General features: G+C 70.2%; 11 protein-coding genes. All 11 read right to left on the reverse strand.

Translation table 11 applies throughout. The features are described 5' to 3' along the window. Positions 1-22 precede the first annotated feature (22 nt). The 11 genes from G3I78_RS20280 to G3I78_RS20330 all read right to left on the reverse strand — a co-directional run bounded on the left by G3I78_RS20280 (position 23) and on the right by G3I78_RS20330 (position 13,995). The gene (locus G3I78_RS20280; RefSeq protein WP_164426539.1) at positions 23-1,180 is read right to left on the reverse strand and encodes a dienelactone hydrolase family protein; all 1,158 of its coding nucleotides are present in this window, start codon (positions 1,178-1,180) and stop codon (positions 23-25) included. Beyond that, positions 1,167-2,198, reverse strand: a complete 1,032-nt coding sequence (locus G3I78_RS20285) for a pectinesterase family protein (protein WP_164426541.1) — start codon at positions 2,196-2,198, stop codon at positions 1,167-1,169. The genes G3I78_RS20280 and G3I78_RS20285 overlap by 14 nt, the downstream gene beginning before the upstream one ends. Continuing rightward, complete coding sequence (locus G3I78_RS20290) at positions 2,198-3,334, reverse strand: pectinesterase family protein (protein WP_164426543.1); 1,137 nt, start codon at positions 3,332-3,334, stop codon at positions 2,198-2,200. Before G3I78_RS20290 ends, G3I78_RS20285 begins: the two co-directional genes overlap by 1 nt. A 115-nt stretch (positions 3,335-3,449) precedes the next feature. Continuing rightward, a complete protein-coding gene (locus G3I78_RS20295) occupies positions 3,450-4,769 on the reverse strand; it encodes a pectate lyase (RefSeq protein WP_164426545.1) in 1,320 nt (439 codons plus the stop codon). 30 nt (positions 4,770-4,799) lie between these two features. Then, positions 4,800-5,600: a rhamnogalacturonan acetylesterase gene (locus tag G3I78_RS20300; RefSeq protein WP_164426547.1), complete on the reverse strand. Its 801-nt coding sequence runs from the start codon at positions 5,598-5,600 to the stop codon at positions 4,800-4,802. Between the two features lie 96 nt (positions 5,601-5,696). Further along, positions 5,697-7,040 carry a sugar ABC transporter substrate-binding protein gene (locus tag G3I78_RS20305; RefSeq protein WP_164426549.1) on the reverse strand — a complete coding sequence of 448 codons (1,344 nt, stop codon included), beginning with the start codon at positions 7,038-7,040 and terminating at the stop codon, positions 5,697-5,699. A 55-nt stretch (positions 7,041-7,095) separates the two neighbouring features. After that, on the reverse strand, positions 7,096-9,147 hold the full coding sequence (locus tag G3I78_RS20310) for a pectinesterase family protein (protein WP_164426551.1): 2,052 nt from the start codon (positions 9,145-9,147) through the stop codon (positions 7,096-7,098). A gap of 33 nt (positions 9,148-9,180) precedes the next feature. Beyond that, complete coding sequence (locus tag G3I78_RS20315) at positions 9,181-10,689, reverse strand: glycoside hydrolase 43 family protein (protein WP_164427229.1); 1,509 nt, start codon at positions 10,687-10,689, stop codon at positions 9,181-9,183. 20 nt (positions 10,690-10,709) lie between these two features. Then, complete coding sequence (locus G3I78_RS20320; protein ID WP_164426553.1) at positions 10,710-11,555, reverse strand: PmoA family protein; 846 nt, start codon at positions 11,553-11,555, stop codon at positions 10,710-10,712. After that, a complete protein-coding gene (locus G3I78_RS20325) occupies positions 11,552-12,715 on the reverse strand; it encodes a Gfo/Idh/MocA family oxidoreductase (protein WP_164426555.1) in 1,164 nt (387 codons plus the stop codon). The genes G3I78_RS20320 and G3I78_RS20325 overlap by 4 nt, the downstream gene beginning before the upstream one ends. Beyond that, positions 12,712-13,995, reverse strand: a complete 1,284-nt coding sequence (locus G3I78_RS20330) for a pectate lyase (protein ID WP_164426557.1) — start codon at positions 13,993-13,995, stop codon at positions 12,712-12,714. Before G3I78_RS20330 ends, G3I78_RS20325 begins: the two co-directional genes overlap by 4 nt. Between the last annotated feature and the right edge of the window lie 261 nt (positions 13,996-14,256).

Below are 14,256 nucleotides of genomic sequence, written 5' to 3' on the forward strand. Positions count from 1 at the left end.
CGTGCTTTTCGGGGAGGGGAGATCAAAGGACGGTGTCGAGCCAGCGGAAGACCTCGTCCTGCATGCGGTCGACGAAGACATGGCCGAGGTCGGGCCAGGTCCTGAGGTGCAACCGCTCCTCGGCGTGGCGGGAGTGCCAGACGGCGCGCAGCTTGTCGTACGCCACGCGGACGCCGTCGGCGGGGAACAGCGGGTCGAGGCCGCCGTTGAGGAAGAGCATCGGCCTGGGTGCGGCGATGCTCGCCACGTCGGGGAAGTCGAGGAACCGGGGAAGACCCGGGTGGAGCATGTAGTAACTGGACTGCCCGCGCAGGGTGTTGTTGCCGGGCACCATCATTTCCTTGAGCCCGGTCATCCAGCAGACGGACGCGGTGGCCGCGATGTGGTCGGTGAGCGCGGCCGTCTGCCAGGCCCGGTAGGCGCCCATGGAGAACCCGACGGCGGCGATCCTCCTGGCGTCCACCCTTCTCAGCCCGGCCAGGAACTCCGCGGCACGGGCGTCCTCGCGGGCCATGAGCCCGGCGAGCGAGGAGCCCAGATTGTAGAAGTTGCTTGCCAGGGCCTGCTGTTGGTCATAGGTGACCGGCCCGCGGTCGCCCCAGCCGAGCGCGTCCGCGCACAGCACGACATAGCCGCGCCGGGCGAGTTCGTCGCCGACGAACCGGCCGCTGAAGTACTTGTCGGCCCAGCCCTGCGCGGAGGCGAGCCGGGTGTCGTCGTACCAGGGCCTGACCAGCTTCTCCTTGCCGATGTCGAACTTCGCCCCGTGGTCGTGGAGCAGCAGCACGGCGGGGAACGGTCCTGGGCCGTGCGGGGTGAGCAGGGCGGCGCGGACGCGTTCGTGACGGGTGAGGGAGAGGGTGACCAACTCCCTTGTGCAGCCGTCGCCTTGGGCCCGATCGGTAAACTCGGGGGCGTACGGCGTCCTGTCCTCGCGGTCGACGAGGAGGTGGTCCTCGACGGTGGTGCGGGCTGTCCGCCGCCAGGTCCCGAAGTCGCGGATCGGCGAACTCCCCCAGGCGAGCGGGAAGTTCAGCTCACGCTTCAGTGCCGGGTGGAAGTCGGGCAGCGGACCGTCCACGACCCCGGCCTCGGCGGGGCTCACCGCGGCACCGGCCAGCATCGCCGCTCCGGTGCCCACCACGAACGCCCGGCGCCCCAAAGGATCATGGACACTCATAGGGCCTCCAGTCCCCGAGGTACGTCCGCCGGGTGTGCACGGCGGCTTCGGCGGAGGTCAGCTGGGGGCGGTTCTCGGGGACCGAAATCACCGCGCCGGGACCGGAGTTGCCGTACTCGCGGAAGCGCATGGTCTGCCAGGGGTACTGCACCCGCATGTCGGTGTAGGGCGCGACCGGGTCGATGCCGGGGCCGATCCGGCTGTTCCGCACGACGAGGGACGGCCAGGCGGTCGTCTCGTACGACGGCACCCAGGGCCGGGCCAGCTTGTACGCCCCGTCCTCGGCGCCGGAGGTGATCCGGGAGCGGACCGCGAGGATGCCGTACGGGTTGGCGCGGGCGGTGGAGGGCGCGAAGACCATGCCCTTGGGCGTGAAGGTGACGTCCCGCTGGAGCGTGTGGAAGTGGCACTCCTCGAAGACGGCGGTGGCCCGGCCGAAGACGAAGTCGACGTCTCCCTCGATGTAGCAGTGGCGGAAGTACTGCCGGTCGAAGGAGTCGAGGGCGGTCGTCTCGACGAAGAGGGTGTCCTGGTGGGCCAGGAGGCGGACGTTCTCGAAGCGGGTCCGGTCGCCGTAGGTGCAGGCCGCGACCGCCTGGGTGCCGGTGATGTCGGGGTGGTCGGCGCGCAGCCAGTCGTTGGCGAGGGTGAGGTCGCGGACGCTGCCGCCGGGGGCGGCGGGGGTGAAGGTGGCGGAGCCGGCGGTGCCGTAGGTGCCCGAACCGTCGGGTTTCTGGGTGCCGTTGGCGTTGTCGTACACGATGACGGCCGCGCGAGGGTCACGGACGGCACCACGCAGGGTCAACTCTGCTGCGGTGGCGGGGACGTTGACGACCTCGCGATACGTCCCCGGGTGCACGACTATCGTCCAGCCGGGGCCGGTGACCGCGTCCACGGCGGCCTGGACGGAGTCGCCGGGGCGGACGTGGAGGACACGGTGGCCTCCGGTGGCGTGGGCCGGGGCCGCTCCGGCCGCGGCGATTCCGAGACCGGCCGCGAGAAGCGTGCGCCTGCGCATCAGCAGCTCTCCTTCCAGGGCCGCCAGTCGCCGAGGTAGGTCTCCTTGGTCGCCGACTCGGCCTGCTCACGGGTGAGTTGGGGCCGGTTCTCCGGGACGGTGATCCGGGCGCCGGGGCCGCTGTTGCGGTACTCGGCGAAGCGCTGGCTCTGCCAGGGGAAGGCGTCCGACATGTTGGTGTAGGGGGCGACGGCGTCGATGCCGGGGCCGAGCCGGGTGTCGCGGACGAGGAGGCTGGGCCTGGCCGTGGTGTCGGAGCTGGGCACCCAAGGGCGGGCCAACTTGTAGGCGGCGTCGGGGGCTTCGCTGCTGACGCGGCTCCTGGTGACGAGGTAGCCGCGCGGGTTGGCGCCCGCCGTCGAGGGCGCGAACACGAAGCCGTAGGGCGGCGCCGCGAGGTCGGTCCGGTCCAGGGTGCGGAAGTGGCAGTCCTCGTAGACCGCGGTGGCCCGGCCGAAGACGAAGTCGACGTCCCCCTCGGCGTAGCAGTGCGCGAAGTACTGGCGGGCGAAGGAGGTCAGGGCCATCGAGTCGGCGTAGAGGGTGTCCTGGTGGCCGAGGAAGCGGCAGTGGTGGAAGGCGGAGCGGTCGCCCTGGACCTTGATGGCGACGGCCTGGGTGCCGGTGATGTCGGGGTGGTCGGCGCGCAGCCAGTCGTTGGCGAAGGTGATCCAGCGGGCGGTGAAGCCGGCGGCCTGCACGGTGGTGGTGGCCGAGCCGGTGGTGCCGTAGGTGCCGCCGCCGGGCTTGGGGGTACCGGCCGCGTTGTCGTGGACGATCACGACGTCCCGGGGTTCCTCCGTGGCGCCGATCCAGGTGGCCTCGGTGCGGGTGGCGTCGACGGCGACGGTCTCCCGGTAGGTGCCGGGGGCGAGGACCAGGGTCCAGCCGGTGCCGGTGGCGGCGGTGACGGCGCCCTTGACGGTGGTGTGGTCGCCGCGGCCCTCGGGGTCGACGTAGAGGGTCTGCGGGGTGCGGCGGGCGGACGGCGACCCGAAGCGGCCGAACGGGCGCCTGCCACCGGCCGGGGCGGCCGTCGCGGGGCTCGTGGTGAGGGCGAGCGCGGCTGCCGCTCCGGTGCTCGCGAGCAGGAACCCCCTTCTGGACAGGGGGAGTTGGGCTTGGTGCGAGGGCATGCGGATGCTCCTTGGGAACGCGGCTCTGTGGTGGGGTGCCTCGCGTGGGGGGTGAGGTGGGTGGCCGGGACGGCCGCTGGATTCCGCCCCGGCCGGTCTGGGGGTCGGACGGGGTTCAGCAGATCCGGCCGGCGCCCGCGCCGCGGTCCACGATCCCCGGGACCTTCTTCGCCGGGTCGACCTTCGTGCGCAGGGTGGGTGTCCAGCCCGCGCCGGACTCCAGGGTCTCGGCGGGGATCTCCGCGTTGTGGACGGCGATCAGGTCGGTGAGCTTGCCGTTGACGTAGTTGTCGGCTGCGGTCAGCGGGGAGACGTTCCACCGCTTGAGCACCTTGCCCGCGGTGACGCCGGCCGGGAGCGTGAACGCGTTGTGCTCGGCGACGAGTTGGGACTCCTTGCCGATGCCGAAGCTGTAGGCGAAGTCGTCGCTCGCCACGAAGTGGTTGTTGTAGGAGTCGACCTGGCCGAAGCGGACGCGGGGCGCGCGCTCGACGAGGTTCGAGAACTCGTTGTGGTGGAAGGTGACCTTGAGCTTGCCCCGGTCCCCCACCGCCGTGGACTCGCTGTCGCTGTTGCCGACCAGGATCGTCTTGTCGTGGTCGGTGAAGACGTTCCAGGAGGCGGTGACGTAGTTCGCGCCCCGGACGACGTCCAGCTCGCCGTCGTGCTGCTGGTAGAGCATGCCGAAGTAGGTCGGCGCCGCGCTGTCGGGGTGGCTGCCGTCGGTGAAGGTGTTGTGGTCCAGCCAGACATGGGTGGAGCCGTACACCACGGCGGTGTCGTACTCGGAGTTCCAGTTTCCGGTGGAACCGTCCGTCGGGTCCCACTGCGGGAAGCAGTCGAGGGGGCTCTCGAAGGTCAGGTTGCGGACGATGACGTTGTCCACGGCCTTGATCTGGAGACTGGCCCCCTTGAACCCGGCATCGCGGCCGACCCCGATGATCGTGGTGTTGGCGGGGACGTTCGCCTTGATCGTCTGGTCCTGGTGGGCGGCGGAGGCGCGGCGCAGTCCCTCGGGGCTGTCGTCGGGCTCGGCGCTCAGGTCGGTGTCCAGCCCCCACGCCTCGGGCGAGTACTTGGCCAGGTAGGCGTCGAAGTCGTACCCGGGCGCGGCGAGCGAGTCGCACCCTTCCGACACGGCGTCGATGGTGCCCTTCACCTTGATGATCTTCGGTGCGCTGCCCCCGGCGGCGAGGGCGGCCTTGAACCCGGTCCAGTCGGTGACGGTGTAGACGTGGGCGGCGTCGGCCGCCGCGCCTCCGGTGGTGCCGGTGCCGTAGGAACCCCAGCCGTCACCGGCGGCGAGGCTTTCGCGGGTGACGTCATGGCCCCTGGCCTGTGCGGTGGTGCCGGTGACCGTCAGCACGAGCGCGGCACAGCCGGCCACGGCCAGCGCCTTTGTCATGACATGCCCATGCCACTTCTGTGTCTTCATTGTGCGACTCTCTTCTTGAAGCGGGGAGGTTCAGGCGGCGGCCGGCGACGGCCAGGTGATCCAGGACTCCGGGATCTCGGCGTCGAGCCGGCGCACGTCCCGGGGCCCGAGCACCCGCCGGTGCACCAGCTCACCGGCGACGAGCCGGGCGACGGCGATCGCACCCGGCGGATTGAAGTGCGTGTTGTCCTGCTCGGTCGCGGTCCAGTTGAAGTACCGCTTGGTCTCCTCGACCCCGAGCTTCTGCCACAGCGCGAGCGACAGCGCCTGGATGTCGAGCAGCGCGACACCCTCTTCCCGGGCGAGCGCCCGCATCGCGGCCGGGTACTCCCCGTGCGTCGGCACGGCGTTCCCGCTTGCGTCGAACCTCCGCCGCTCGACGGACGTGGCGAGCACCGGCCGGGCCCCCTTCGCACGGGCGCCGTCGATGTACAGCCGCAGATAGTCCTGATACGTCGACCAGGGCTCGGTGTACCGAGTGGGATCCTCGGCCTTCTCGTCGTTGTGCGCGAACTGGACGAGCAGGAGGTCACCGGGCTTGATCAGCCCGAGAATCGCGTCCAGCCGTCCTTCGTCGACGAAGGACTTCGAACTCCGCCCGTTCACCGCGTGATTGGCGACGGCCAGATCCTTGTGCAGAAAGAAGGGAACTGCCATGCCCCACCCGGTCTCGGGAGCGGCGTCGGAGTATTTCTGCGCGGCGGTGGAATCACCGGCGATGTAGAGCGTGCGTGTTCTTCGAGGGGCGGCCTGAGCGATACCGGTCGCGCCAAGGGCGACGGGCAGGGCGGCAAGGGCCGCCACGGTAACTTGTCTCCGGGTAACTGACATCTCCGGTGCACCTTTCTGCTTTTGGGGGCGCGGGGAACTGCGCGACCAGCCACGACGAAACCCGCAGCCGGCCGCACAGCGAGACCACCCACCCTCTTAGCCGTTCTGTTCCTTCCATTCGGCCTGAGCCTTGTTCAGCTGGTCGGCCATGGTGTCCAGGAAGTCCTTCGCACTCATGTCCCCGAGCAGCACCTTCTGGAAGTTCGGCTCGTTATCGGCCTTCGAGATCGTGTTCCAGTCGGGCAGGTAGTACGGCAGCTGAACAATGCTGGTCGACCCGTCGGTCAACGCGGCAGCGGCAAGCTTCGTGGGCTCCGCCTCAGCGATCCACGAGTCCTTGGCAGCGTCATTGTTCGACGGCACCTGACCCGCAGACTTGTTGAACTTCGAGTTCTCCGCGTGTGAGGTCGCGAACTCGATGAACTTCCAAGCCGCGTCCTTGTTCTTGGAACTCTTGAACACCCCGAGCCCGTCAACAGGGTTGGACACCTGGACCCTCTTACCGGCGGAGCCAACCGGCTGCGGAATTCCCCGGAACTTGTCGGCCCCGAGCGCCTTCACATGGTCCTGGTACGACCCCAGGTTGTGGTTCAGCATTCCGATCGTGCCGGAGTCCCACTGCGCGACCATCTTGGTGAAGTCGTTGTTGAGGTCGGCCGCCGGAGTGTCCTTCTTGTACAGCGCCGCGTACTTCTCCAGCGCCGCCACGTTCTTCGGGTCGTTGAGGGTGGTCTTGTCGCCGTTCCAGAAGGAGGTGATCCCGCTCTGCCCGTACGCCGCGTCCAGGGCCTGGGCGATGGACCCGGCGCCACCGCGGATGGTGTAACCGAACTCGTTCTTCTTCGAGTCGGTCAGCTTCGCCGCGGCCTCGTAGAACTTGTCCCAGGTCGTCGGCTCGTCGAGACCGGCCGCCTTGAACAGGTCGGTCCGGTAGTACAGCACGCCGTTGTTGGCGGAGGTCGGGATCGAGTACAGCGTCCCGTCGCCGCCCCCGGCCGCCTTCAGCGAGTCGACCATGTTCTCGTTGAGCTTGCCGCTCAGGGAGGACTTGGCGAGCCGGTCGTCCAGCGGCTCCAGTGCCTTCTGCGCGGAGAACCCGGCGAGCATGGCCGCGCCGACCCCGCCGACGTCCGGCAGGCCGCCGCCCTGGATGGCGGTGTCGACCTTGGACTGGTACTCGGTGGAGGCGATGCCGACGTACTCGACCTTGATGTCGGGGTTGGCCTTCTGGAAGTCGGCGATGATCTCCTTCCAGACGTCGGTGCGCACACCGCCGTTGTTGTCCCAGAAGACGATCTTCCCCTTGCCGCTGCCCTCGTCGCCCTTGTCGCCACCGGCCCCACTGCCGTCGTCACCGCAGGCGGTGGCGGTCAGCGCCAGGACGGACCCGAGGGCGACGGCTATGGCAGCGCGCCTGCTTCTGCGGATGCTGATCTTCATTGGTCGGCTCTCTTCTTCTTCTGATTCCAGCGGAGATATGAAGTTGTGGGGGGAGTCAGTGGCGGGCGTTCGGCGCCCAACCGTCCGTGCCCTTGAGGTAGTTGGCGACGGTGTACGACCTCGCGTCGGCGGCGCTCAGCTGCGGGCGGTCCGCGGTCACGGCGGAGCCCGGCCCGAAGGTGCGGTACTCGGCGAACCGGGCGTCCTTCCACGAGAAGCCGCTCATGTCGGTCCACGGCGCGGACTTCACCGCGGCCGGCAGCTCGGTGTCCCGGATCAACACCTGGGCCACGGCGGCGGGTTCACCACCCGGATGCCAGGGCCGCCCCAGATGGAAGGTCCCGGCGGGCGCGTCGCTCACGATCCTCGACCGGGTGATCAGGAAGCCGTACGGGTTGCCCGTCCAGGTCGAAGCGGCCGTGATGTAGCCGTTGTTGGAGTCGGAGCCCCGGCTCAGCGCCCGGATCACGGACCGCTCGATGACCGTGGTCGCCCGTCCGTAGACGAAGTCGACGTCACCCTCGATGTACGAGTCGCGGACGTACACCCGGCTGATCGCGTCCAGCTTGGGGCTGTCGGTCATCAGGGTGTCCTGGTTGCCCAGGAAGGCGGTGTCCTCGAAGACGATCCGGTCACCGGTGGTCTTCATCGCGAGGGCCTGCTCGCCTTTCAGCTCGACGGCGGCCTCGTCGAAGTCGTTGCTGAAGGTGAGGTGCCGGGCGGTGACGTCGTGCGCGGCGATCCGGACCGTCGCACTGCCCGTCGAACCGCCGTACTCGGCAGGCGTGTCGAAGACGATGACGGTGTCGGACCGGTCGCGTCCGGTGCCCTGGAGCACGAGGTGCGGCTTGGCCGCCGGGACGAAGACCTTGGCACGGTAGGTGCCGGGCGCGACGGCGATCGTCACCGGCACGGTGTTGCCGTCCGGCACCGCGTCCACGGCGGCCTGCACGGTCGAGTACCCGGCGGGGACGTGCAGGGTCACGCCGATGCGCTTCTGCGGCCCGGAGAACCGGGACACCAGCGCGGGCACGGCGGCGGCCGGGTCGAGCCGGTAGTCGTAGAAGGAGCGCGGATCAAATGCCGTACCCCATGCGTCCGTTCGCCCGGACGTGTGCTTGAGGATCGAGCCGCGCTGCACCAACTCGGCGGTGGCGTCGGCCTGGTAGGGGTGCTGGACCCCGTCGTAGTAGCTGTTCTCGATGACCATCCTGGTCCTGCCGCGCGACCAGTTGCCGTACGTCCACACCGGGTCCCCGTCGGTCACCTGTGCCGAGAGGTAGTTGTTGTAGAGGTGGGCGTAGGCGCAGTTGTCGGCGGACGGGTTGCGCTGCTTGGTGCCCGTGAACCAGTTGTGGTCGATGGTGATCTGGGTGAGGACGTTGGTGGTCCAGCCGATCCCGAACGCCTTGTTGTGGTTGCGGAACCGGTTGTAGGAGACGGTGACGTACTGACTGTCCTTGCGGATGTCGAGCAGTCCGTCGCCCATGTGCTCGAAGGTGTTGTGGTCGATCCAGACGTGGTCGACGGTGTCCATCTGGATGGCGTCGAAGTCGGTGGTCTTGCCGTCCCAGTCGCCCTCGACGTACGAGTCGCGGATCGTCAGGTTGCGGATGATCACGTTGTGCGTGCCGGGGTCGAGGTGCAGCTCGCCGTGGACGATCTCGCCGGTGTCGCCGACGCCGATGACCGTCTTGTTCGAGCCGACCACGATGTCCGAGCCGAACGGCTCCACGGCGATCGTGCCCGAGACCCGGATGACGTACGGCTCCTCGGCCGCCGCGTACTTCGCCAGCGAGGCCTGGTCGGTGACGGTGACGACCTTGCCGCCGGCGCCTCCGGTGGTGCCTCCGGCGAGGGCGGCGAAGCCGTGCGCCCGGTCGTCGAAGCGGCCCACGGCGGCCGACGCCCCCGAGACCTGCGGGGCCGAGGCCGACGCCCCGGAGACCAGTGGAGCGTAGGCCGACGCTCCCGAGACCTGCGGAGCGTAGGCCCGCGCCTCCCCGGCCGCCCCGAGACCCAACGCGGCCACAAGGGCGAGCACGGCGGCCACGACTCTGCCGTACCCCGGTCTCTGCAAGCGCTTGCTATGAAGGTGCTGCGTCATTGCGGCTCCCAACAGGCTTACGGGTTCGGTGCGTTACAGGTGGTCGATCCTGAAGTGCGAGAAGGTTGCCGCCCCGGCGTGTCCGCCGCCGACGGGCGCGAGCGCGAACAGGCCGAGCAGGGCGCCGACCCACCGCCAGGGGGTGGCGGCGAAGACGGGTCCGGAGGGACGCAGGCCCTCGCCGACGTCGTAGAGGAACCGGCATCGGGCCCCCGCGCCGATCTCGATCCGCAGCCGCGCCCTTCCGGTGGGAGCCGGTCGCGCGTGGTCGGCGTCCCGCTCGTGGTCGGCGACGCCCTCGGCGAACCGGTGCACGAGGTGGACCGTGCCGTCGGCGTCGCGCTGGAGTCCGATCCAGCCGAACGCGTCGCCGAGGACGGCGAGTCCGGCGCGGGCGCCCGGTTCCTCGCTGTGCAGTCGCAGTTCCACCTCGACGGCCGCCGGTGTGCCGGGCAGCCGCTGGGTGAGGACGTTCGGGAGTCTGCGCAGGTCGTGGGCGTCGGCCGAGCGGACGCAGGTGAGTCGCAGGCCGTCGCCCGAGTGGTGGGTGGCCCAGCCGTGCTGCGGGTTGGCGGTCCACTGCCACTGGCGGCCGAAGCGTCCGCCGGGGAAGTCGTCGTCGGTGGCGGGCGCGGCGGCCGGCTGCGGCGGCAGGTCGGGCTTCTCGTGTACGGCGACGGGGGCGCCGTCGTCGCCGAGCACCGGCCAGCCGTCCTCGCCCCAGCGCATCGGCTGGAGGTGGACGACCCTGCCGTAGGCGCCCTTCTGCTGGAAGTGCAGGAACCAGTCCTGGCCGGACGGGGTGCGCACCCAGCCGCCCTGGTGGGGGCCGTTGACGTCGGTGTCCTGCTGCTCCAGGACGACCTTCTCCTCGTAGGGCCCGAAGAACTCGCGGGAGCGTAAGGCACCCTGCCAGCCGGTCTCGACTCCGCCCGCGGGGGCCAGGATCCAGAACCAGCCGTCGTGCTGGTAGAGCTTGGGGCCTTCGAGGGTGAACCAGCCGGGTATCCGGTCGCCGTCGACGATCAGCTTGCCCTCGTCGAGGAGTTCACGGCCGTCGGGGTCCATCCGGTGGCCGGTGAGGCGGTTCTTGACGCCGGAGCGGGACTTGGCCCAGGCGTGCACGAGGTAGGCCTCGCCGGTGTCCTCGTCCCACAGGGGGCAGGCGTCGATCAGGCCCTTGCCCGACTTGAGGAGGTGCGGGCGGGTCCAAGGGCCCCTGATCTCGGGGGCGTTGATCTGGAAGATGCCCTGGTCGGGGTCGCCCCAGAAGATCCAGAACCGTTCGTCGTGGTGGCGGAGGGAGGGTGCCCAGACTCCGCAGTCGTGCCGGGGCTTGGTGAACTCCCCCGCCGGTTCCAGGCGTTCGAGGGCGTGGCCGATCAGGGTCCAGTTGACCAGGTCCCGGGAGTGCAGCAGGGGAAGGCCCGGGACCCGGCCGAAACTGGAGGCGGTGAGGTAGAAGTCGTCGCCGACGCGGACGACGTCGGGGTCGGACCAGTCGGCGTTCAGGATCGGGTTGGTGTACGTCGTGGCCGGGATGGCGGGCGGGCGCGGGTCCGTCACTGGCTGACCGCCTTCCGTACCAGGGCCGCCACTTCGAGCTTGGGCAGGCGTCCGTCGGCGACGACGGTGACGATCCGCCGTACGACGGTCTCGCCGGGCGGGACCGGGAGCCGCGCGTCGTGGGCGAGCGAGGAGCCCACGCCCGGGTACTCGTCGGCGCGCACGAACCAGGGGTCCCTGCGGGTCTGTTCGGTGGCCCCGGCGAAGACGAGCGTCCAGGTGCTGCCCGCGAGGGCGACCCAGTCGGCTCGGGTGCCGTGGACGGACTCCTCGCCCTCGCGGTCGACGGTGAAGACGTGCGGTGCCTCCCGCTCCTTGCGGGCCCGCCAGAAGAAGCCGCCGTAGGCCGCGCCGGGGCGGCCGTTGGTGGCCGGGCTGCCGATCGAGAGGGGGTCCTGGGTGACGTTGGTGAGCGAGAAGGTGAAGTCCAACGCCCAGGCTGAGCCGGTCAGTTCGGTGGCCGCGACGGTACGGCGCTCGCGCAGCAGCTCGGTTCCGGAGGCGACCCAGCGCAGCTCCTCCACGAAGCCGTCCGGGTCGCGGAGCTGGAAGGAGTTGTGGCGCTGGGCGCCGTGGTTGTCGAGCTCGGTCGGGCCCTGGTCGCGGACGTAGGTGCGCCCGCCCCAGAAGTTGTGCCCCTCGACGTCGGGAACGGCGACACCGACGCCGAGGTGGTGGATGTGGTCGGCGGGGCTGAGTTCGGTGACGGCCGCGCCGGCCAGGGTGGTGACGGGGTGCAGATAGGGGCGTGGGGAGAGCCGGGCGGGCAGCTCGGGCCGGGTGACGTAGCGGCCGACCGGGCGGCCCGCGACACGCAGGACCGGGCAATCGGGGGTCGTCATGTGCTCACCTCGTTCGGTTGGGTCCAGTCGGCGCCCAGTTCGGAGTAGAGGGCGAGGCTGTCGGCGGCGGCCGCGACGAGTCCGTCGACGCCGGGCACGACCCGGCGCTCCTCGTCGGGGATCAGATGCCAGGCGGTGGCCGGCAGCGGGGTGGGGTCGGGGGCCAGTCGAATCGCCTCGACGACCTTCATGAAGGCGCCGGTCACCTCGGGGACGACCAGGAGCCCGGCGCCGTCGGTGAGGTGGTCGACCAGGTTCTCCAGCAGGTCCGTGCGGCCGTACTCGGACTCCTCGGGGCCGTGTCCGGCCCGCTGGAGCAGCACGCGGTCCTGCTTGTACCAGTAGGTGATCCGGCCCCGGCTGCCGTGCACGACGACGTACGGCTCGTCGGGGTCCTCGGCGCACAGGGTCGCGGCGACGGTGACCGTGAGGCCGGTCGCGGTGGTGACACGGACGCAGGAGGTGTCGTCGGACTCGATGTCGTTGGCGCGCAGCAGTTCGGTCTCGATGCGGGTGACGTCCTCGGCGCGGCTCGCGTCGCCCAGGGCGAGGGCGGTGGCGACGGCGTGCGCGAGGGGGTTGGTGAGGGCGCCGTCGATGACGTCGACGCCGTTCATCCGCCGCTTGCCCGCCCAGGGCGCACGCCGGTAGTACGACTCGGGGCGCGCCCAAGCGCCGGCCCCGCCGATCCCGATCAGCTCGCCGATCGCGCCCTCCTCGACCAGCTCCCGGATCGCGGGCACGGCGTGCGAGCCCAGCGACTGGAAGCCGATCTGGCAGGCGACCCCGGCCGCGGCGACCCCGTCGGCCATGCGGCGGAACTCGGCGTACGACGGCGCCGGGGGCTTCTCCAGCAGGATGTGCACCTTGCGGCGGGCCGCTTCGAGCGCCAGGTCCGTGTGGGTCGGGATCGGGGTGCAGATCACCGCGATCCGGGCGCCGGTGGAGTCGAGGAGCGCGCCGAAGTCGGCGGACTGCTCGGGCGTGCCCAGCCCTTCGGGGATCTCGTCGCCGCTCAGCGGGGTCAGCTCGCAGATCCCCGCCAGTCGTACGATCCCCTTGTCCTGCAACCTGCGGATGTTCTCCAGGTGCCAGCGGCCGTGGCCGCGCGCGCCCGCCAGGACGATGTCCACGGTGCCCGTGGTGTCTTCGCTGTTCATGGCATCCTCCCTGCGCCCGCGCCGCGCGCCACCTGTCGGTCGGCCGCTGCGGCGCTGTCGATCTTTGTGTGCAGGGTAGGCGTCCAGCCGACGTCCGCCGTGAGATCACGCTCGCTGCCGGAGTTGTAGGCGTTGTGGATGGCGAGAAGGTCCACCGGATAGCCGTTGAAGAGGGTGCCGCTCTGGTGCAGCGCGGAGCCGTTCCAGCTCTTGACCAGGTCGGCGACCTCGATGTGGCCGGGGGTGTGGAAGGCGTTGTTCTCCGCGTAGATCCCTGACTCGGTGGAGACGCCGAGCGAGTAGCGGTAGTCGTCGCCTTCCACGAGGTACCGGTTGTTGTAGACGTGCACCTGTCCGAAGCGGACGCGCGGCGCGCGCTGTACGACGGACTCGAACTCGTTGTGATGCAGGGTGACCCGGAGTTTTCCGCGGTCGCCGGTGGCCGAGTCACCGCTGCCGATGAGCATCGCCTTGTCGTGGTCGGCGAACCGGCTCCAGGAGACGGTGACCAGGTCGGAGCCGTTGGTGATGTCCAGCAGTCCGTCGTGGCGGAGGTAGTTGCGGGCGAAGAGGGTGGGCTCCTCGGAGTCCGGGTGGCCCTTGTCGCTGAGGGTCACGTGGTCGACCCAGACATGGGTGGCGCCGGTCAGCCAGATGTTGTCGTACGCCGTCTTCCAGTCGCCGAGGCCGCCGGTGTTGGGCTGCCAGACGGGGAAGCAGTCGTAGGCGTCACGGCTGTCTAGGTTGCGGACGATGACGTTGCCGGCGTTCCTGACCTGGAGGCTCGCGCCTTTCAGTACGGCTCCCTTGAGCCCGACGATCGTCGTGTTCGACCCGACGAGCAGCTCGACCCGCTCGGCCTGCTTCCTGGCCGAGGCCTGGCGGGCGGCCTCCTGCTCACCGCTGAGCTTGGCGGAGCCCCAGGTGCGGGGGTCGTAGGCGGCGAGGTACTTCCTCAGGCTGTAGCCGTCGGTGGCGTAGTCGTCGCAGTCCAGGTGCTCGCCGTCGTCGGTGGTGTTCGCGTCGATCGTCCCGGCGATCCGGATGATCTTCGGAGTGTCACTGCCGTTGTCGAGGGCGCGGACGAGTCCGGCCCGGTCGGTGACGGTGAAGACGTGCGCCGAGTCGGCGCCGGAACCTCCGGTGGTGCCTGACCCTGCGGAGGCCCAGCCGTCGTTCAGGGGGAGGGTGTCTCGGCCGATGTCCCGGGTGTCGGCGTGGGCGGGGAGGCAGAGGAGGCCCAACAGGGTGGTGGCCAGGGCGATGTGACGGAGTCTCATGTCCGGGCCTCCGTGTTGGGGATGGGGGTAGGGGCGGGGTGACGCCGGGGGCCTGGGGCGAAGGCCGGGGTAGCGGTCGGCTGATACCCGGAGCCTGGGGCGAAGGCCGGGGTAGCGGTCGGCTGATACCCGGGGCCTGGGGCGAAGGCCGGGGTGGAGTACTTCCGGGCGTCCGCGTCAGGGGCGGGGGCGGGGCGTCTCCGCACATCCGTGCCGGGAGCGGGCCGCTCCCCCGCCGCGTCGGACGCGGAGACGGGCGGC

Origin of the sequence: Streptomyces sp. SID13726 (genome assembly GCF_010548375.1) — a bacterium.
Classification (GTDB): Bacteria; Actinomycetota; Actinomycetes; order Streptomycetales; family Streptomycetaceae; genus Streptomyces.